This window comes from Marinobacter sp. HL-58, assembly GCF_001314605.1.
GTDB lineage: Bacteria > Pseudomonadota > Gammaproteobacteria > Pseudomonadales > Oleiphilaceae > Marinobacter.
Window position 1 is genome coordinate 1 of sequence record NZ_LIHP01000012.1, and the last position, 20,220, is coordinate 20,220.

21 protein-coding genes and 2 tRNA genes are annotated in these 20,220 nt (G+C 57.8%); 1 reads left to right on the top strand and 22 read right to left on the bottom strand.

The window, feature by feature from the left end:
- Positions 1-571: 571 nt before the first annotated feature.
- The 7 genes from HLUCCO03_RS10570 to HLUCCO03_RS10600 form a co-directional block, all read right to left on the bottom strand.
- Entirely contained in the window at positions 572-1,579 is a 1,008-nt protein-coding gene (locus tag HLUCCO03_RS10570; RefSeq protein ID WP_027832262.1) for an NAD-dependent epimerase, read from the bottom strand.
- A 20-nt stretch (positions 1,580-1,599) separates the two neighbouring features.
- A complete protein-coding gene (locus tag HLUCCO03_RS10575) occupies positions 1,600-2,334 on the bottom strand; it encodes a TIGR04219 family outer membrane beta-barrel protein (protein WP_027832263.1) in 735 nt (244 codons plus the stop codon).
- A 35-nt stretch (positions 2,335-2,369) separates the two neighbouring features.
- On the bottom strand, positions 2,370-3,083 hold the full coding sequence (gene purC / locus HLUCCO03_RS10580; RefSeq protein ID WP_027832264.1) for a phosphoribosylaminoimidazolesuccinocarboxamide synthase: 714 nt from the start codon (positions 3,081-3,083) through the stop codon (positions 2,370-2,372).
- Between the two features lie 44 nt (positions 3,084-3,127).
- Positions 3,128-4,225 carry an outer membrane protein assembly factor BamC gene (bamC, locus tag HLUCCO03_RS10585; protein ID WP_027832265.1) on the bottom strand — a complete coding sequence of 366 codons (1,098 nt, stop codon included), beginning with the start codon at positions 4,223-4,225 and terminating at the stop codon, positions 3,128-3,130.
- Positions 4,226-4,262: 37 nt separating this feature from the next.
- Complete coding sequence (gene dapA, locus HLUCCO03_RS10590; protein ID WP_027832266.1) at positions 4,263-5,138, bottom strand: 4-hydroxy-tetrahydrodipicolinate synthase; 876 nt, start codon at positions 5,136-5,138, stop codon at positions 4,263-4,265.
- A gap of 72 nt (positions 5,139-5,210) precedes the next feature.
- Entirely contained in the window at positions 5,211-6,275 is a 1,065-nt protein-coding gene (locus HLUCCO03_RS10595) for an AI-2E family transporter (protein WP_027832267.1), read from the bottom strand.
- 30 nt (positions 6,276-6,305) lie between these two features.
- Entirely contained in the window at positions 6,306-6,533 is a 228-nt protein-coding gene (locus HLUCCO03_RS10600; protein WP_027832268.1) for a sulfurtransferase TusA family protein, read from the bottom strand.
- 154 nt (positions 6,534-6,687) lie between these two features.
- Between HLUCCO03_RS10600 and HLUCCO03_RS10605 the strand changes: the two genes are divergently transcribed.
- Positions 6,688-8,166 (top strand): M48 family metalloprotease, encoded by a 1,479-nt coding sequence (locus HLUCCO03_RS10605; protein WP_027832269.1) that lies wholly within the window; start codon positions 6,688-6,690, stop codon positions 8,164-8,166.
- A 2-nt stretch (positions 8,167-8,168) separates the two neighbouring features.
- Here the strand turns inward: HLUCCO03_RS10605 and nadA are convergent, their stop codons facing one another.
- The 15 genes from nadA to aspS form a co-directional block, all read right to left on the bottom strand.
- Complete coding sequence (nadA, locus tag HLUCCO03_RS10610; protein ID WP_027832270.1) at positions 8,169-9,230, bottom strand: quinolinate synthase NadA; 1,062 nt, start codon at positions 9,228-9,230, stop codon at positions 8,169-8,171.
- A gap of 145 nt (positions 9,231-9,375) precedes the next feature.
- Positions 9,376-9,451: transfer RNA gene (locus tag HLUCCO03_RS10615), tRNA-Lys, on the bottom strand.
- A 67-nt stretch (positions 9,452-9,518) separates the two neighbouring features.
- Positions 9,519-9,594 (bottom strand) — tRNA-Lys (locus HLUCCO03_RS10620).
- An 85-nt stretch (positions 9,595-9,679) separates the two neighbouring features.
- Positions 9,680-10,459: a tol-pal system protein YbgF gene (gene ybgF, locus HLUCCO03_RS10625; protein WP_027832271.1), complete on the bottom strand. Its 780-nt coding sequence runs from the start codon at positions 10,457-10,459 to the stop codon at positions 9,680-9,682.
- A 12-nt stretch (positions 10,460-10,471) separates the two neighbouring features.
- Positions 10,472-11,050: a peptidoglycan-associated lipoprotein Pal gene (gene pal, locus HLUCCO03_RS10630; RefSeq protein WP_027832272.1), complete on the bottom strand. Its 579-nt coding sequence runs from the start codon at positions 11,048-11,050 to the stop codon at positions 10,472-10,474.
- Positions 11,051-11,121: 71 nt separating this feature from the next.
- Positions 11,122-12,441, bottom strand: a complete 1,320-nt coding sequence (tolB, locus tag HLUCCO03_RS10635; protein ID WP_027832273.1) for a Tol-Pal system beta propeller repeat protein TolB — start codon at positions 12,439-12,441, stop codon at positions 11,122-11,124.
- A 17-nt stretch (positions 12,442-12,458) separates the two neighbouring features.
- Entirely contained in the window at positions 12,459-13,493 is a 1,035-nt protein-coding gene (gene tolA / locus HLUCCO03_RS10640) for a cell envelope integrity protein TolA (protein ID WP_081813558.1), read from the bottom strand.
- 20 nt (positions 13,494-13,513) lie between these two features.
- Positions 13,514-13,960 carry a protein TolR gene (gene tolR / locus HLUCCO03_RS10645; protein WP_027832275.1) on the bottom strand — a complete coding sequence of 149 codons (447 nt, stop codon included), beginning with the start codon at positions 13,958-13,960 and terminating at the stop codon, positions 13,514-13,516.
- A gap of 43 nt (positions 13,961-14,003) precedes the next feature.
- Entirely contained in the window at positions 14,004-14,693 is a 690-nt protein-coding gene (tolQ, locus tag HLUCCO03_RS10650; protein ID WP_027832276.1) for a protein TolQ, read from the bottom strand.
- Positions 14,694-14,707: 14 nt separating this feature from the next.
- Positions 14,708-15,151: a tol-pal system-associated acyl-CoA thioesterase gene (ybgC, locus tag HLUCCO03_RS10655; RefSeq protein WP_027832277.1), complete on the bottom strand. Its 444-nt coding sequence runs from the start codon at positions 15,149-15,151 to the stop codon at positions 14,708-14,710.
- Positions 15,144-16,172, bottom strand: coding sequence for a Holliday junction branch migration DNA helicase RuvB (gene ruvB, locus HLUCCO03_RS10660; RefSeq protein WP_027832278.1), 1,029 nt, complete (start codon positions 16,170-16,172; stop codon positions 15,144-15,146). The genes ybgC and ruvB overlap by 8 nt, the downstream gene beginning before the upstream one ends.
- A gap of 143 nt (positions 16,173-16,315) precedes the next feature.
- Complete coding sequence (gene ruvA, locus HLUCCO03_RS10665) at positions 16,316-16,948, bottom strand: Holliday junction branch migration protein RuvA (RefSeq protein ID WP_292016688.1); 633 nt, start codon at positions 16,946-16,948, stop codon at positions 16,316-16,318.
- A 30-nt stretch (positions 16,949-16,978) separates the two neighbouring features.
- On the bottom strand, positions 16,979-17,509 hold the full coding sequence (gene ruvC / locus HLUCCO03_RS10670; RefSeq protein WP_027832279.1) for a crossover junction endodeoxyribonuclease RuvC: 531 nt from the start codon (positions 17,507-17,509) through the stop codon (positions 16,979-16,981).
- A 9-nt stretch (positions 17,510-17,518) separates the two neighbouring features.
- The gene (locus HLUCCO03_RS10675; protein ID WP_027832280.1) at positions 17,519-18,268 is read right to left on the bottom strand and encodes a YebC/PmpR family DNA-binding transcriptional regulator; all 750 of its coding nucleotides are present in this window, start codon (positions 18,266-18,268) and stop codon (positions 17,519-17,521) included.
- A gap of 51 nt (positions 18,269-18,319) precedes the next feature.
- Positions 18,320-20,125 (bottom strand): aspartate--tRNA ligase, encoded by a 1,806-nt coding sequence (gene aspS / locus HLUCCO03_RS10680; RefSeq protein ID WP_027832281.1) that lies wholly within the window; start codon positions 20,123-20,125, stop codon positions 18,320-18,322.
- Between the last annotated feature and the right edge of the window lie 95 nt (positions 20,126-20,220).

Genomic DNA, 20,220 nt, shown 5'->3' on the forward strand with positions numbered 1-20,220 from the left:
AAACACACAAATAACGGGAAAATAGTGTCTGAATCTTCGATTTTTTGCCGGTTAAACCCAAGATCGGCAAATATCAGCAGTTATTCAGACCTTCCTTAGCATTCAGTTTTTTGTGTCTTCTTTTCGGCACAATGGCCATGGCCTATTATGAGGCAGCTGACAGTTCGGCTGGTTACGTTTTTCCGGTCAGCCTGATGACTGATCGCAATCGAACAGACGAACAGGTACCGGATATAGGCGCGGAGATAGGAATGAATTTTGATTCAACTGCGGTCAAGGCCTATGCGGATTTGCGGGGCAACCCGACACACTCGCAAACGATCAGACCGGAGGGCCTGATGCATCCCTGCAGGAACAGATCTGTCAGTCCGGACCGGGCCAGACTTAACGCCCAGACCTGCGCAATCCTTAGTAAACAACACAACCTTGGCAATCCCGCCTGTAGAGAACTTGCCAGTGGCACCGGTAGACATTCACCGGACGTTCACCAAGCGCTGGTGGCGAAGTGTAGCCAACAGTAAAAGAGCGGCAGCTACCTGTTTACAACGAACATGCCAGGGAATTCTTCAGTTCAAACCTTGTAAAAGTCCCGATACCAATCCACGAAATTGGCAATGCCCTCTTCAACGGTGGTGGATGGCTTGTAGCCGACATCGTTGATCAGGTCGTCCACATTGGCGTAAGTGGCCGGTACGTCACCCGGCTGCAGGGGCAGCAGGTTTTTCTCGGCTTTCTTGCCAACGCGCTCTTCGATGATTTCGATAAAGCGGGACAGTTCCACCGGGTTGTTGCTGCCGATATTGTAGAGGCGGTACGGCGCCTTGCTGGTGCCGGGGTCCGGGGTTTCACCGCTCCAATCTGGGTTGGAAGTGGCTACGTTGTCCAGGGTCCGGATCACGCCCTCCACGATGTCGTCGATGTAGGTGAAATCGCGCCTGTGGTGACCGTGGTTGAACACGTCGATGGGCTCACCGGCGAGGATCTTTTTGGTGAATATGAACAGCGCCATATCCGGACGGCCCCAGGGGCCGTATACGGTAAAGAACCGCAGCCCGGTGGTGGGCATGTTGTACAGATGGCTGTAGGTGTGGGCCATCAGCTCGTTGGCTTTCTTTGAGGCCGCATACAGGCTCAGGGGGTGGTCCACGTTGTCATGCACGGAGAAGGGCATGGTTTCGTTGGCGCCGTACACAGAGCTGCTGGACGCATACACCAGGTGCTTTACGTCGTTGTGGCGACAGCCTTCCAGGATGTTGGTGAAGCCCACCAGGTTGGCGTCGATATAGGCGTGGGGATTCTCCAGCGAATACCGGACGCCCGCCTGGGCGGCCAGATGAACCACCCGTTCCGGTTTATGCTCCCGGAACAGGGCTTCCATGGCCGGCCTGTCGGCCACATCCTTGCGGACTTCGGTAAATCCCGGCTTGCAGGTCAGGCGTTCCAGGCGTGCTTCTTTCAATGTGGGATCGTAATAATCATTGACGTTATCCACGCCGATCACTTCATCACCGCGATCAAGCAGCCGGTGCGCCAGATGGGAGCCGATAAAGCCCGCCGTACCCGTAACCAGAATTTTCAACGTCTTTTCTCCCTGTTCCTTCAGAAGGTCAGCCCGGCACTCACAAACGGGCCACCGAGTTCGACGTCCAGGCGGTCGTCACTGTCTTCGTAATCTATGCCCATCTGGCGATAGCCAGCGCGAAGCTGCAACAATGATACCTCGTATTGGCCGTAAGCGTTGTAGTCGTAGACGGAATCACCATCAAAGCTGATCAGGTTGGCTTCGCCGCCGACTGATACACCGGTGAACGGCAGGTCAAAGCGGGCCGCCAGGTAACCCATGGGAACCACGCCGTCGATTTCAGTTTCGCTGGCCTGGCCGTTGGTCGTCTGCTCCCGGACAATCAGCTCACCATCAAGGTTACGGGCCGTCAGGCCAAGATCCAGATTGACCCAGTTATCAAGCACTTCGTAATAAAGAGTGACATCGAACTGGCTCAGGTCCAGATCAGAATCCACTTCCACGCCGCCCGGAATCGCATCAAACTCGGTAGACAGCTCCCCGCGCCCACTCTGCTCGATCCGCGTGTAGTTCAGCCGTACGTTGGGAAGCACCGGTACCGGGTGCTCGAAATAGGCGCTCAGATTGGCGTTGGTGTCGCTGTCCAGGTCGAGATCATTTTCAACGTCGACCAGGTCGTTGTTTTTGCCGGCTTTACCGGACAGGTCGGAGTCCCAGTAACTGACGTTGGCACCCACGCCGAGCACGTCCGCAGAGGCAACGGGGGCTGCAATAATCAGGGAGCCGCCGAGGGCAAGAATCAGTTTACGCATAAAGCACCTGTTTTATGTTTGTTGGTATTGACCAGTCAGTCGAACCTGATTCCCAGGCGCCGACCAACCTCTTCGTAGGTTTCTATGACATCGCCCAGTCCCTGACGAAAACGGTCTTTATCCATTTTTTTGCGGGTTTCCTTGTCCCAGATGCGGCAGCCATCGGGGCTGAACTCGTCACCCAGGACGATCTCGCCACCTGAGCGGCCGAACTCGAGTTTGTAATCCACCAGCAGCATCCCGGCTTCATCAAACAAGGCCTTGAGGACATCGTTCACCCGGTAGGTCAGTTCCTTCATTTTCGAAAGTTCTTCGGCTTTCGCCCAGCCAAAGCTGACAGCCAGTGATTCGTTGATCATCGGATCGTGCATGGCGTCGTTTTTCAGGAACAGTTCAAAGGTGGGTGGATTCAGTTCCAGCCCTTCTTCAACGCCCAGACGACGACACAGACTGCCTGCGGACAGGTTACGAACCACGCACTCCACCGGAATCATGTCCAGCTTCTTGACCAGGGATTCGGTACCCGAGATCAGGCCTTCGAAGTGAGTGGGAATGCCGGCGGCTTCCAGCTTTTCCATAATGAAGGCATTGAAACGGTTGTTGACCATGCCTTTACGGTTCAGCTGTTCTTTTTTCTCGCCGTCGAACGCAGACGTATCGTCTCGAAACACCATGACAAAGCGATCGGGGTCGTCCGTACGGTAAACAGATTTTGCCTTGCCTGCGTAAAGTTCTTCACGCTTTTCCATCTCGGGTCTCCGGGCGTGCCCGCACTGCGCGGGCACTGCTAGCATTAATAGAGGTATTCAAACAGTTCGGAAAGCAGCTCGGGCGAGCGGTCTTCGCCGTCGTAGTCATCCGCACGCTCAACCGTGACAACGATATTCCCGTCGTCTTCCCCGAGCTGAACATCAAAGGTGTGCTCGGGTTCCGGATCGCTGGAGAACCAGCTGAACCAGCCGGATTCACGCTCTGATTCCGGGCGGAAATCCACGAAGAAATAACCCTCGTCCCGGTTCAGATCCACGACGGGAACGCCTGCTTCGTCCAGTGCCCGGCTCACCTCGGCCCAGGCGCGGCCATAGTCAAGGCTCATCTCTATCTGGCGGGGAATTTCGTTATCGGAAACCAGCCGCACGAGGGGTTCGCTGACCATACCCAGGGCTGCGCGGGAGTAGGATTTGCTGTCTTCACGGTTACGCAGGTGCCCGGCAAGATCATCCAGCAGCCGTTTACTGGTGTCCAGTTGCTCTGCACTGCGTTCTTCCCCGCTTCCCCATGCCAGCAACTCGTCGGGGTCGCTATCCACTTCGAAGGTGCGGAACTGGATTTCGCTCGTCTTGCGTCGCACGCCCGGGGCGATTCGGGCCTGTACGACCAGCCTGGCCTCCTCGCCCTCCGGGTTGTCCGGCAGGTTCAGAAGTTCCCTGGCCTGTTTGCTGAAATTGACCAGTTCACTCTGGATCAGTCCCAGCTGCGGGCTGTCGTAGGCAACTCCTAGCCCGTTCTCATTCATGTAGGCAGTGACCGCCGGCCACAACCGGCCAGGCACATCATTCACCAGCAGCCAGACCTGGCCATCCAGCTCTTCCACGACGTAATTCTCGTCAAGAATATCCGACGTCATATCGGGCGGATTGGGGATGCTGTCGCGGTACATCCGGCCTGAATCCGCAGAGCTGATCTCGCGGATTGGCATGACCTGGCTGAACTTGCCCTCGTCTGCGGTTTCCGGCAGCTTGAGCGGCTTGCCCTCGGGTTCATCCACGTATCGCTCGGAACGATCGTCGATCACACTACAGCCGGTAATGGCCAAAACAAGCATCAGGCCCGGAAGGGGCCTGATGAAAGATACGGATTTTTTGCTTTCTGTCCTGAACGTAAACGCCATCAGGCGACTCCAGTTTCGATAGATGATACAGCCCGACTCAGAGTACGCCAGAGGCCCTCAGTGCGTCTTCCACTTCAACGTGGAACTTTTCGCTTAGCGGGGTAAGGGGCAGACGAATGCCTTCGCCAATCATGCCCATGCGATGCAGCGCCCACTTGACGGGAATGGGGTTGGCTTCCAGGAAGAGTTTCCGGTTCAGAGGCATCAGCAATTCGTTGAGCCTGTTGGTTTCCTCTTCATTGCCTGCAATGGCAGCCTCGCACAATGCCGCCATGGCACCCGGCGCAACGTTGGCGGTTACCGAGACATTGCCCTTGCCACCGGCCAGCATCAGCCCGGCCGCGGTCGCGTCGTCACCGGAGTAGACAACCAGCCTGCCCTTGACAGCCTCGATCAGCTCAGTTCCACGGGGAATGTTGCCGGTCGCATCCTTGATGCCGATGATGTTCGGGATATCCGCGAGCCGCTCGACGGTCTCGTTCAGCATGTCGCAGGCAGTACGGCCGGGCACGTTGTACAGAATCTGGTTGACCGGAACAGCCTCAGCAATGGTCTTGAAATGACGATACAGCCCTTCCTGGGTCGGCTTGTTGTAATACGGCACTACAAGCAGACAGGCGTCTGCACCCAGCTTGTGAGCTTCTTCCGTCAATTCTATGGCTTCACGGGTGCTGTTACCGCCGGTGCCTGCGATGACCGGAATACGGCCGTCGACACGCTTGATGATGTGGCCGATAACCCGCATGTGCTCTTCCGGGTCCAGCGTAGCGGATTCGCCCGTCGTTCCAACGGCGACAATACCGTGTGTCCCGTTGTCGAGATGGAAGTCCACCAGCTTATCAAGGTGCTCCCAATGGATACTGCCATCGGAATGCATGGGCGTGACCAGTGCGACAAGGCTCCCCGTAATCATAAAAGCTCCGTACGAATAAAAACGATATGGTAATGTTGGGCACCAACTGACACAAGGGAATTAAAGCAGATGTCATGTTGGTTCCTGATGCTCCTTCACCGGCCAGGCCGAAAATATGGCCTTGAGCATGGTGGCCAGGGGAATCGCAAAGAAAACACCCCATAACCCCCAGATGCCGCCGAAGAACAATACTGCCACAATGATAGCCACCGGATGCAGGTTGTTCACTTCCGAGAACAGCAGCGGCACCAGTACATTACCGTCCAGCGCCTGGATAATGCCATAGGCCACCATAACCCAGATAAACTCGCTACCCCAGCCAAAGGCAAACAGGGCAATGATGGCCACCGGTATGGTAACAACGGCGGCGCCAATGTAGGGAATCACCACGCTCAGGCCGACCATCAGCGCCAGCAGCGCGGCATAGGGCATGCCCAGCAGCTTGAACGAGACATAGGTGACCCCGCCCACGATCAGGATTTCCACCGCCTTGCCCCGTACATAGTTGGCACACTGCAGGTTCACTTCGTGCCAGATTGCCAACATCATCGGGCGCTGGGACGGCAGCAGCCGCGAGATGGATTCCAGCAGGACCCGGCGGTCCTTGAGAAAGAAGAACACCAGTATGGGAAGCAGCACCATGTAGATCAGCAGTGCCACCAGATCCGGAATACTGGCCAGCGAGAACGAAACCAGCCACTGGGTCATACGCCCGGCTTCGGTGGTCACCTGGTTGTAGATGGTATTGATGCCTTCCATGGAAATCAGCGTCGGATATTGCTGAGGAAGCACTTCAAGATAGGACTGCATCTCTCTGAAAATACGGGGCGCCTCGCTGGCAAGAGACGCAACCTGAGTCCAGAGCAACGGCAGAAGCCCGAACAGGAAGCCGACAAGGACGCCCAAGAATACCAGGAACACGCCCATTATGGCGACGATTTCCGGAACCCCCATACGGTTAAGCTTGGTGACCAGCCCCTGCAGAATGAAGGCAACAATGACCGCTGCAATGGCCGGTGCTAGCATGGAACCGAACAGAATGACGAAGACTATCGCTGCCAGGATCAACAGGAACAGGATGACAGCTTCTTCATCTGAAAAGTATTTGTGCGCCAGACCACGTAAAATTCTTATCATGAACAACTCCGAACGGTCACCACTGCAGGCTTAGCCGCCGCACTTTATCACAAAGGTGAAGCAGCCACCCTGTTCGGATGAACTGACAAGCTCGTGTGAAGACAGCCGGAGGAATGCCGGGATATCCCTTGCCGAGCCGGCGTCAGTGGCAATCACTTCCAGCTCCTGGCCAGGTGACATGCTGTTCAGTTCGAGCTTGGTTTTCAGTAATGGCATGGGGCAACGAAGCCCCGATGCATCAAGTGTTCGGTCAGCCATGACAACCAGATACCCGTATGGTCAAAAGAAGAGCCGGCATTATGCCGACAGTGTTACTTTAATGCATCACAATCGTAACAGGCCACACAGGAACGAACTTTCAGTGGCACAATACTGTCTGAAGAAATCATACGACAAGGGACACAGCTCATCCATGAACCCGACTGATCGAAGCCCTGCTCCCCGGCGGGGGATACCGGCATTGATAATGATGCTGATGATGGCGGTGTTCACCGGCAGCACCCTGGCTCAATCCCCGGACAGCACCCTGCCCTCCATTGGCGGAGCCGGGGGCGGCCTCATCTCAGGACAGCAGGAAGCCGATATCGGCCGCCAGGTCATGACATCCATCCGCCGCTCGGCGCCGCAGATTACCGACCCACTGGTCTACGACTACCTCAGTTCGATCATTTACAAGCTGGTTCCCTCGGCTCCGCTTTCCGACCGCAACCTGACGCTGGCGATCATCGACAGCCCGGACATCAATGCCTTTGCAGTGCCCGGCAATATAGTCGGTGTCAATGGCGGGCTGTTCCTGAACGCCAGCAGCGAGCAACAGTTTGCATCAGTACTGGCCCACGAACTGGCCCACCTCAGCCAGCGTCATTTCGCCAGGCGCGTTGAGCAACAGGAAGCCAGCACCCCCATGACCATCGCGGGCATGATCGCAGGCATTGTGTTGTCGGCTGTGACACAGTCTGACATCGGTATTGCAGCCATCGCCGGCACCCAGGCTATGGCGATTCAGAATATGCTCGCCTACAGCCGCGCTCACGAACAGGAAGCCGACCGTGTCGGCATGGAGATTCTGGCGGATGCCGGCCTGGATCCTCGCGGCATGCCGGAAATGTTTGAAATCATGATGCGGCAGAACCGACTTCAGGGAAACCGGGTTCCTGAATACCTGTCCACCCACCCCCTCACGCAGAACCGGGTATCGGATACCCGAAACCGGGCCGAGCAGTACCCCCGCCGGGATGTCGCTGACGCCCAGGAATACCACCTGGTCCGTTCGCGGCTGCAGGTGCGTTACGCCAAGGCGCCGGAGGTGGCTGTGGAAACCTTCCGGGATTACCTGCAGCGACCGGATACCGAAAAGCCCGATGCCATCCGTTACGGGCTTGCCGTCGCCCTGATTCGCAGTGGCAACCATGATGATGCCATCAAGGAGCTTGAACAGTTACTCGAGGATTCGCCAGGACGCATTACCTACCAGGTCACCCTTGCCGAGGCGATGATTGAACAGGACCGGCTGGACCAGGCAAGGGGCATTCTGCATGAGGCGCTGGACAGGAATCCTGGCAACTACCCGATAACGGACATGCTCGCGCGGGTGGAAACCGAAGCCGGCAATGGCGAGAGGGCAGCAGATTATCTGCACCGGCTGACACGTGACTTACCGCACAAGGAGCACCTCTGGCTAAGGCTTGCGGAAGCCCAGGGCATGGCACGGGACATCGTGGGTGTGCACAGGGCCCGGGCCGAGCATGACGTACTGATGGGTGATCTGGAGTCGGCCCAGCGTCAGTTGCGCCAGGCGCAGGAAAAGCTGCCACCCGGAGCCCCTATGCGACAGGTGGTCACGGAGCGCCTCTCGCAGGTGTCCGCCAGGCTGACACAGCAACGCAGCTGATATCAGGCGTTGCCGGCGGCCTTGAGGTTCATGTTGGCGGTGAAATCCAGCATTCTCTTGAGAGGCCGGAGAGCCTGCTCCCGTAGCTCAGGATCAACGTGCACTTCCTGATCGCCGTTTTCAATCACCGACAACAGATTTTCCAGCCCGTTCATGGCCATCCAGGGGCAATGGGCACAGCTTCGGCAGGTGGCGCCATTCCCCGCTGTAGGCGCTTCAATAAGGGTCTTGTTGGGCGCCAGCTGCTGCATCTTGTAGAAGATGCCATTATCGGTCGCCACGATGAACTGTTCGTTGGGCAGTGTCTGCACGGCGTGAATCAGCTGCGACGTGGAACCCACCACATCCGCCATTTCCACTACCGCGTCGGGGGATTCCGGATGAACCAGTACCGCGGCATCCGGGTACAATGCCCTGAGATCTTCCAGCCCCCGGAATTTGAACTCTTCATGCACGATGCATGAACCGTCCCACAACAGGACGTCCGCACCGGTAGTCTTCTGCACATAATGGCCCAGGTGCTTGTCCGGTGCCCACAGGATTTTTTCGCCACGGGCGTCCAGTGATTCAACAATGGCCTGGGCACAGCTGGAGGTAACCACCCAGTCCGCCCTCGCCTTCACTGCGGCGGAGGTATTGGCATACACCACGACGGTTCTGTCCGGGTGCTGATCGCAGAATTCTGAAAATTCATCCGCCGGACAGCCGATATCCAGTGAGCAGGTGGCTTCCAGTGTTGGCATCAGCACCCGTTTCTCGGGATTGAGGATTTTTGCGGTCTCGCCCATGAAGCGCACACCGGCAACCACGACGGTGGAAGCCTCGTGCTGATTACCGAAACGGGCCATCTCAAGGGAATCTGCGACACACCCACCGGTTTCCTCGGCGATGCGCTGAATATCCGGATCGGTGTAATAGTGGGCCACAAGCACGGCATCCTGCGCCTTCAGCGCAGCACGGATACGGGCTTCAAGATCGGCTTTTTCCGCCTCACTGAGGCTCTTGGGCTCAGCCTGGTGTGCCAGGTGCTCCTGAACCAGAATACGGTCTTCACCTCGAGTCATCACAGCATCTCTGTATTGCGTTAACGTGCGGAGTATATCATCTAGTGTCGGTTACGCTCCCTACCTACAGATGTATGACCGTACAGCCAAAAAAAAAGAGCCCTGGGGCTCTTTTTTGCAGCAGACAACCGGTCTGCCGGTATATTGGTGGGTCGTGAAGGATTCGAACCTTCGACCAATTGGTTAAAAGCCAACTGCTCTACCAACTGAGCTAACGACCCGTAACTGTCAGCCCGCTTCCGGACCTGAAACCAAACGATGACTCAGCCCACCGTTTCGTTTTCAATATGGTGGGTCGTGAAGGATTCGAACCTTCGACCAATTGGTTAAAAGCCAACTGCTCTACCAACTGAGCTAACGACCCAAACGAGGCGCATATAGTAATGATTTTTCAGCGCCGATCAACCCCTAAATCCCAGGTTTCTCAACATTCATTGTGCCGGCACGGATCAGCTGTTGTCAGAATCCAGATACTTCTTCGCCAGCGATGCGGCACTGGAATTGGGGTAATCACGAACAACGGATTCCATGCGCGACCGGGCCTGATCCTTGTCACCTTGCCGGTCCAGGGTAACGCCCAGCTTGTAGACGGCATCAGGAGCCTTGCGGTGATCGCCATAACGGGTGGCAACGATGGTGAACGCCTGCCGGGCCTGATCCAGCTGCTCCTCAGCCAGGTAGACCTCTCCCAGCCAGTAATAGGCATTGACCGTCAGGTCGCCTTCCTCATACTCGTCAATAAAGTCGTACAGCCCGTTAATGGCCTGATCATAGTCCTTGTCGTCATGAATCAGCTTCTGAACCTGCTGATACGCCTCACGTTCTTCCCCCGAAGGCTGACGGTAGATTTTGGCAACGATTTCCGAGTCGCTCTCTCCGTCGTCAGAAGAAGAGCTGTCATTCCGACCATTGTCAGGCGGCCCCTTCTCAACCTTTTCCGACAACTTCAGTACCCGCTGGTCCAGATCAATGTAACGGTCCCGGGACTGCCTGGTCAGCCGGTCAATCAGGTTCTGCTGTTCTTCCACCTGCCCCTGCAGGCGGCGGACTTCGCCCTGCAACTGCTGGATCATGTAGAACAACTCTGCGTTCGCCTGACTGTTTCCGGCCTTGCGTTCGGCTTCCGACGAATTGTTCTGGAATGCCGGGGATACGGATTGCGCCAGAGCACTACCCACCGGCCCGAAGGCCAGCGGGAGCAGCACTGTCGCCATGAGCAGATGTCTCATGGGAATCGCCTGTTACTGGAAAACGAGTTCGACGCGACGGTTCTGGGCCCAGGCACTCTCATCGGACCCGTCAACGGCCGGCTTTTCTTCGCCGTAGCTGATGGTTTCTGTCTGGCTACGGGATGCACCATTCACAACCAGGAAGCGCTCGACGGCGTTCGCACGACGCTCGCCCAGGGCAAGGTTGTACTCCTTGGTACCGCGCTCGTCGGCATGACCTTCGATACGAACGTCCTGATCCGGATTAGCCTGCAGATAGCGGGCATGCGCAACCAGTACTTCGCGGGCCTCTGACTTGATCTCTGCGGTGTCAAAGTCGAAGTAGAAGGTGGTTATTTCACGCATGGCTTCTTCTTCGGCACGCTCTGCACGTGCTTCCGCCTCACGACGCTCTTCCTCGGTCATGTCCGCGGAAGATACGCCGTCTTCGTCATCACCGCCGTAAACGGTGCTGCCGCCTTCCTGATCTACCGCTGAAACATCTGAATCGTCACTACCATCTTCAGCGGTACCACCGGTGCTGCTACAACCTGCCACCAGTCCAAGTGAAAACACCAGGGCCAATGCTTTTTGCTGTGTTGCCAGTTTCATAGTCATTTCCTTTCTGTTGATCATCGGTTAGTCATGAATGCAAACGAAGTTTTCGGGCCCGGGGTTCCAGTCTACCGGGCAATTGGTGACCATGCCGGTTCGCGAACGTCGCCCTGCGAAGCCGGCAAACTATAGGCTGCTCCACCGTCTGCCGCAATTACAGTCAGTACACTGTCCCCGCCCTGTTTGGTGGCATAGATCAACATTCGGCCGTTGGGCGCAAGACTGGGCGACTCATCAGATTCTGTCCGGGTGAGGACTGTCTCCTCTTCGGTTCTCAGATCAGTGCGTGCAATATGAAAGGCCTTGTCCCGCTGATGGACATAATAGACGTATTTCCCATCGTTGTCGGGGCGCGGCCGGGCATTGTAACGGCTGCCAAAGGTGATCCTGCGGGGCTCCGCATCCTCAGTGGCTTTGTGATAGATCTGCGGGCCACCAGAGCGGTCAGACGTGAAGAAGAAGCCTTCGCCGGTGTGGTCCCATGTGGGCTCGGTGTCGATCGACCAGTGGTTGGTCAGACGTTTGAGGGAGCGGCTCTCAATATCCAGCTTGTAGATTTCCGCATTGCCGTCCTTCGACAGGGTCACCAGCAGCGACCTGCCGTCTTCCGACCAGGCCGGTGCCGAGTTCAGGCCCCGGTAATCCGCAACACGGGTGCGGTCACCTGATGAAAGCTCGTGGATGTATATCGCCGGCTTGCCGGTTTCGAACGACACGTAGGCGAGTTTCTTCGCGTCCGGCGACCAGGCCGGAGACAGAATGGGCTCCTCGCTCTCCAGCCGGACTCTGGCGCGCTTGCCGTCAACATCACTCACCTGCAGACGATACCGCGGTTTTCCGCCAGCACGCTCAAGAGTGACATAAGCAAGCTTGGTGGAGAATGCACCGGGCACACCGGTAATGGCCTCGTAAACCCGGTCACTGATGTGATGGGCAAGGCTCCGGGTGCTGTTCACCGAAGAGGACGCGGTAGCGCCCATCACCCGTTCTTCACGGTTTACATCGAACAACTCGTAGCGGGCTTCTATCCTGTCGCCTTTGCGTGTCAGTTGGCCGACAAGCACGTAGCGCTGGCCAAGCAGGCGCCAGTCCCGGTAGTAAACCTCATCGCCCTTCGAGGGCAGGCTGAGCATCTTCTCTGCTGGCAGTGGACGGAACTCCCCGGTCATGGTTAGATCGTCCTGAACAATGCTGCTTATCTTGTCACCTGACGGCATGTCCCCGGATTCCGCGAAAGGAACAACAGCCACCGGAATGGCGGAGTCTGCCCCCTCGGTAATCCTTATCAGCAATTCAGCACTGGCGGGGCTGCTTCCGACCATTACCGCGATCATCAACAGCCATGCCACTGCAGGGAGTCTTGTGCCTGTATTGGTCCGGTTCGTCATCTGTGTTCCCATCATCCTTATCTCAACCGCCGGGGATTGAATTCAATCGTAAACTGGCGGAAATAGCGTTCAAATGTGTCACGATCATCCGGAATCGGATACCGGTTCAGTGATTTCACTGCTCCCAGCGCCGAATTATCGAACGCGGTATTACCACTGGAGGAGACAAGCTTTACATCGGCAAGTTCACCCGTGGGCAGCAGGGTAATCTGCAACCTCGCTGTCATTTCCTCTGTTGCAGACGACGGTGGATACCAGGCCTGGCTTAACCGTTCGCGAATCAGCGCCTGGTATTTCTGACTCTCCGACAACATCTGGCTTTCACGGGCCTTGGCAGCTGCCGCCTCCTTACGTTGTCGCTCTTCTGCCTCGCGCTGCTGCTCTGCCTCATCGGCCAGCGCTTCGAGCTGCTGTTCTTTCAGTCGGCGCTCACGCTCCCTGCGTTTACGCTCAGCCTCCAGTCGTTCCTCTTCTTCCCGGGCCTTGCGCTCAGCTTCCTCTTTACGGCGTTGCTCCTCAGCCCGGCGCTTTTCCTCTTCAGCCTTGCGGGCGGCCTCTTCCTGGCGCCGTTTTTCCTCCTCGGCCTTCTGGCGCTCACGCTCCCTGGCCTCAGCTTCGGCCTTCTGGCGTGCCGCCTCTTCCTCGGCCTTCCGCTGCTCCTCACGCTCCCGTTCGGCAGCCTCTTCCTGGCGTTGCTGCTCCCGTTCTTTCTCCTGCTGGATCCGGCGGGCTTCCTCACGGGCACGCTCTTCTTCCTCGGCCTGGCGCCGTTCCGCCTCTTCCTGGCGCTGCCTTTCTTCTTCCTCCTGCCGGCGCTCTTCATCCCGGTCGGGCTGGTCTGTCGGTTCAGTAACCGGGCTGGGCTCCGGCTCATTCTGGGTCACCAGCCGTGCCGAAATACTGGGCGGTTGCGGTTCGTCCCTGGGAACCGACCACGACCAGCCCGCCAGCGCCACGCCCAGGATCAGCCCATGCATCAGAACCGACAGTGCAACAGGCGACTTCCAGGGGGGGTGCCCGGTACTGGTTACATCACGCTCATGACCTCTCACAAAAACCTGCCTGCCTGTACTCACTCATCGTTGTCGGGTGCTTCGGTAATCAGACCCACATTGGTGGCGCCGGCCGCCTGCAGCTGGGACATCAGACGCACCACCGTACCGTATTCCACGTGTTCGTCACCGCGCACCAGAACTTCGCGGTCCGTACGCTGGGACAGGATCTTGGACAAGCTCTCACGAACATCCTCCAGTGACATGGGGTCGCTGCTCTCGTCTCCCACATCCATGAAATACGCTCCGTTGCTGTCCACTGACACCACGATGGATTCCACGTCCTTTTCGGACTGGATCGGCTCGGAGGTTGTCTCCGGCAGGTCCACCTTGACGCCCTGGGTCAACATTGGCGCTGTTACCATGAAGATAATCAGCAACACCAGCATCACGTCGATATAGGGTACAACGTTGATTTCCGACATCGGCTTGCGGCGGTTGGCCGGCATCATTCCCATGCCTTTCATGTTCCTGCACTCCCGGTTGTCTGTCTGTTACTGACGACGTTGATCACGTGGCTGACTGCTCGCTGCTGTGAACCCGACGATGGAGAATACTGGAAAACTCTTCCGCAAAGGTTTCGTAGTTTTTCAGCAAAGCGTCCGAAATCGAAGAGAAACGGTTGTAGGCGATAACCGCCGGAATGGCCGCGAACAGACCCATGGCGGTGGCGATCAGTGCTTCGGAAATACCGGGCGCGACCGTTGCCAGTGTCGCCTGCTGCACCTGTGCCAGACCCCGGAATGAGTTCATGATGCCCCAGACGGTACCAAACAGGCCCACATAGGGGCTGGTGGAACCAACCGTTGCCAGGAATGGAAGATGCATTTCCAGCCGTTCCTGCTCGCGTGAGAATGCCACTCGCATCGCCCGTTGCGTGCCCTCCATAACAGCATCCGCATCGCGACTTTGCTGGCGAAGGCGGGAAAACTCCTTGAAACCCGCACGGAATACGGATTCCATACCGGAAAAAGGCGTGGGACTGCTGTTCACTTCCCGGTACAGCTGCCCCAGGTCCATACCCGACCAGAACCGCTCTTCAAAGGCGTACTGTGCCTGCTTTGCCTTGCGGAACACCTGGAGGCGCTGGAAGATAAGCGCCCAGGAGACAATGGATGCCAGGGCAAGTAACAGCATAACCAGCTGAACCAGCACCCCGGCATTGGCGATGAGATACCAAACAGAAACTTCTGACTCCACCTTCTACTCCCGGATTATTCGACTTGTGAATTGGTTTTGCTGTCGCTCTCTAGCAACTCCAGCATATTCGCAGGTAGCCGGCGCGGCCGGCCAGAATCCAGTGCAATACAGGCCACGCGGACATCCGCGGTGGCCAGAACGGCCTCATCCGCGATCCTCACCACCTGCTGCCGGAAATCCATCCATACCCTGCCAAACGCCACCGGTTCCGCTGTTACCCGCAGTTCGTCATCCAGCTTTGCTGGCATCCCGTAATGAATCGACAACCGCTGAACCACATAACTGACATTGTCCGCCAGACCTGCCCTGAGCCCGACACCCCGGCTTCGCACCCACTCTGTGCGGGCACGCTCCATGTAATGCAGATAGGTGGCATGGTACACGATGCCCCCGGCATCGGTGTCTTCAATATAGACCCGGACCGGCAGCCCGAATGACGACTTATAGCGGTCAGTCAAAGAGGTCCTCCCCCTTCGGCCCTGAAGGCACAACGCCGAAATGCTGGTAGGCATTGGATGTCACCATCCGGCCCCTGGGCGTTCGCACCATGTAGCCCTGCTGAATCAGGAACGGCTCCAGCACATCTTCAATCGTGCCCCTCTCCTCACTGATCGCAGCAGCCAGACTTTCCACGCCCACCGGCCCGCCGTCGAATTTCTCGATCATGGCCAGCAACAGCCGCCGGTCCATATGATCAAAGCCCAGGGCATCCACTTTAAGCATGTTCAGGGCCTGATCGGCAATGGATTCACTGATGCAACCATCCGCCTTTACTTCGGCAAAGTCACGCACCCTTCTGAGCAAACGGTTGGCAATGCGGGGTGTGCCCCGTGAGCGGCGGGCAATTTCATAGGCGCCGCTGTGATCGATAGTAACGGAGGAAAGCCGGGCAGAGCGAAGAATGATGTCGGTCAGGTCCTTCGTATTGTAGAACTCCAGACGCTGGACGATGCCGAAGCGATCCCGCAGCGGAGACGTCAGCAAACCGGCCCGGGTGGTTGCGCCAACCAGTGTGAACGGTGGCAGGTCAAGCTTGATGGAACGTGCGGCCGGGCCCTCTCCGATCATGATATCCAGCTGATAGTCTTCCATGGCCGGATAGAGTACTTCCTCCACTGCCGCACTGAGGCGGTGGATCTCGTCAATAAAGAGAACGTCGCCTTCTTCGAGGTTGGTAAGCATGGCGGCCAGGTCACCGGCTTTTTCAAGCACCGGACCGGAGGTGGTCTTGATGGATACGCCCATTTCGTTGGCGATGATATTGGCCAGGGTGGTTTTGCCCAGACCGGGCGGGCCAAATATGAGCACATGGTCCAGCGCTTCCTGGCGCCCGCGTGCTGCGGAAATAAAAATTTCCATCTGTTCCCGAACGGCGGGCTGGCCCACGTAATCCGCCAGGATACCGGGACGGATGGCACGGTCCTGAACTTCCTCGTATTGTCCGGCCTGGGATGAAATCAGGCGATCCGACTCAATCATTGCACTACCCGCTCGGAGGGAATCAACAACATGCCTGTACACTCGTCTCGGGTTAATGATGCCCCAATTGTACAAACCGTTCTTTTGCTGTCACGTTACGCTCTCTACACAATGCACGCCACATCGCCTGGAATGACGGGGTGTTAACTGGCCGGAATCATGTTCCTCAAGGCAAGCCGGATCAACTCCTGGCTCGACATGCCATCCTCCGCCACCTTGCTGATGGCTTTCGATGCCTCCTGCGGCTTGTAGCCAAGGGCGATCAGCGCAGCTTCCGCCTCTTCCGCAGGATGATGAACCGCCGGGGTTCCGGTGCCCGAGGCGCCAGCGCCCGCTGTCGCATTCCGCGACGCCGGTGTGAACTGCCCTTCAAGTTGCCCTATACGATCGGTCATTTCAATAAGCAGTCGCTCGGCGGTTTTCTTACCGACACCCGGAAGCTTCACCAGGGCATTGGCGTCGCGGGCTTCCACGCAGCGGATAAACTGATTGGCATCAAGGCCGGAGAGAATCCCCGCGGCGAGCTTCGGCCCGACTCCGTTCACCCTGATCAGCAGGCGAAACAGGTCGCGGTCGAGACGGGAGGAAAATCCATAAAGGCTCTGGGCGTCCTCGCGAACCACGAAGTGGGTATGAAGAACCAGCTCTTCACCGGTTTCAGGCAGGTTGAAAAACGTGGTGTAGGGAATATCAACTTCGTAACCAAGCCCGGCGCACTCAACCAGCGCCTGGGCGGGTGATTTCTCGATCAGAATGCCTCGGATACGACCTATCAACGGGTTTCTCCCTGGACTTCAATGAATCGGCTAGTGTCTTCTCACCCGGCCACTGCGTACCTTGCCACCGCCACCGGTTGCAAGCCGCGCCACGCTCTGGCTCATATGGGCATGGCAGAGGGCAATGGCCAACGCGTCGGCGGCGTCCGCCTGGGGCTTGCGGGACAGGGCCAGCAGTACCTGTACCATGTGCTGCACCTGGGTCTTGTCGGCACCGCCCTTGCCCACCACCGCCTGCTTGACCTGCCGGGCAGAGTACTCGTGAACCTCCAGCCCGCTGTTGGCGGCTGCCACGATAGCCGCGCCCCTGGCCTGCCCCAGCTTCAGGGCTGAATCCGGATTGCGGGCCATGAACACCTGTTCAATGGCGAACTCTGCCGGGCGATACTCCCCGATCAATGTTGCAAGACTGTGAAAGATGGTCTGCAGGCGTTCCGCCATGGGCTTTTCACCAACCCGGATACAGCCGCTGTCGATATACTCGATCACCCGGCCATCGGCACGGACAATGCCGTAACCGGTAATGCGTGAACCCGGGTCGACACCCATGATTATCGGCACATTGCATCCTTAATGGTGAAGCGCCTCCATCACCTCGCCGGGGATTTCAGCGTTGTGATAGACGTTCTGTACGTCATCCAGGTCTTCCAGCATATCAATCAGCTTGAGTACCGGCCCGGCGCCTTCCTCATCCAGCTCCACCGTGGTCGATGGCACCATGGTAACTTCGGCGTTGTCCGGCACCAGCCCGGATTCCACCAGGGACTGCTTGACGTCGAGGAACTGCTCCGGGGTGGTGACGATTTCGAAAGATCCGTCGCCGAGGGTTGCCAGGTCCTCGGCACCCGCCACCAGAGCAGCCTCCATCAGCCGGTCCTCGTCCATTTCCGGGCTGTAACTGATAATACCCTGCTTGCTGAAAAGATACGCTACCGAACCGTCGGTCCCCAGATTGCCGCCCATCTTGCTGAAGGCGTGACGAACCTCGGCCACCGTCCGGTTACGGTTATCCGTCATCACTTCCACGAAAATGGCAACGCCGCCGGGGCCATAGCCTTCGTAGGTCAGCTCTTCGTAATTGCTGTCATCACCATCACCCGCACCCCGTTCAATGGCGCGCTCGATGGTATCTTTCTTCATGTTGGCAGTCAGGGCTTTGTCGATCACCCCGCGCAGCCTCGGATTGTCGTCGGGATTACCGCCACCCTGACGGGCTGCGACCGTCAACTCGCGGATGATCTTGGTGAAGATCTTGCCGCGCTTGGCATCCTGAGCCGCTTTACGGTGTTTGATGTTGGCCCATTTACTGTGTCCAGCCATGATCAACTCCGTTCAGTCCCGGAGCACGCCAGGGGCGTGCTCCGGCTTACTTTACTCGTTACCTGATGTCTCTTCTTTGCCCTCACCGGCCTTTGCCACCGGCTTGCGACGGCGGATATGCAGCTCGCGCAACTGCTTGTCGTCCACTTCCCCGGGCGCCTGTGTCATCAGACAGGTGGCGCTCTGGGTTTTCGGGAAAGCAATCACATCGCGGATAGAGCTGGCGCCGGTCATCAGCATGATCAGGCGGTCCAGGCCAAATGCCAGGCCACCGTGGGGAGGACAACCGTACTTGAGAGCGTCCAGCAGGAACCCGAACTTGGCGCGGGCTTCTTCGTGGCCGATACCCAGGGTGCGGAACACGCTCTCCTGCATCGACTCGTCATGGATACGGATGGAACCACCACCGAGTTCGGTGCCGTTCAGGACCATATCGTAGGCACGGGACAATGCCGTTGCCGGTGACGCTTCCAGTTCTTCCGCAGAGCATGAAGGCGCGGTAAACGGATGGTGGATAGCGGTCAGGCCGCCGTCCGGTGTTTCCTCAAACATCGGGAAATCAACGACCCACAGCGGTGCCCATTCGGCGGTCAGCATATCCAGGTCATGGCCCACCTTGATGCGCAGGGCGCCCAGGGCTTCGTTCACAACGTTGGTCTTGTCGGCACCGAAGAACACAATGTCGCCATCTTCCGCACCCGCGCGCTCGATCACCGCCAGGGCCACATCGTCCCCCAGGAACTTGATGATCGGCGACTGCAGCCCTTCAACACCTTTGGAGAGGTCGTTGACCTTGATGTAGGCCAGCCCTTTGGCGCCGTAGATGCCGACAAACCTGGTGTAGTCGTCAATCTGCTTGCGGGTCAGCTCGCCGCCCCGGGGAACACGCAGCGCGGCAACACGGCCCTTCGGATCGTTGGCCGGGCCGGCAAATACCTTGAAATCAACACCGGCAACCAGATCGCCCACATCCACCAGTTCAAGCGGGATACGCAGGTCCGGCTTGTCACTGCCGTAGCGCTGCATGGCCTCGGAATACGGCATGCGCGGGAATTCGGGCAGGTCAACTTCCAGCACGTCCCTGAACAGTGAGCGGATCATATCCTCGTTCAGGCTCATCAGGGTTTCCTCGTCAATAAACGAGGCCTCCACATCCACCTGGGTGAATTCCGGCTGACGATCGGCCCGCAGGTCCTCATCGCGGAAACACTTGGCAATCTGGTAGTAGCGGTCAACACCGGACACCATCAGCAGCTGCTTGAACAGCTGGGGAGATTGTGGCAGCGCGAAGAAGGAACCTTCATGGGTACGGCTAGGCACCAGGTAATCGCGGGCGCCTTCCGGGGTGGCACGGGTCAGGATCGGAGTTTCCACGTCCATGAAGCCGTTGCTGTCCAGGAAGTTACGGATGTAGCTGGTTACCCGGGAGCGAAAACGCAGGCGGTTCAGCATTTCCGGTCGGCGCAGGTCCACAAAACGGTACTTCAGGCGAACGTCCTCGCCCACATCCACGTGCTCGTCCAGGGGGAACGGCGGTGTGGCCGCGGCGTTCAGGATGTTCAGCTGTTTGCCCAGCAATTCCACCTGGCCGGTGGGCATGTTGGCGTTCTCGGTACCGGCGGGACGGCGACGTACCCGGCCTGTCACCTGGATGACGAATTCACTGCGGACTTTCTCCGCCAGATTGAAGCTCTCGGGGGTATCCGGGTCGAACACCACCTGGGAAATGCCATCCCGGTCACGCAGGTCCAGAAAAATCACCCCGCCGTGATCGCGGCGGCGATGTACCCACCCGCAAAGTGTGACTTCCTGATCAATGTGAGATTCGTTGATTCCACCGCAATAATGACTGCGCATACCGGTTCCCGTTACGTTTGATGTGTTCTGATGTTTTGGCTTGCGTCTGAGGTGCGGGCGAGCAGGTGGGGATGGCTTTCCGAAACACGCTGTGA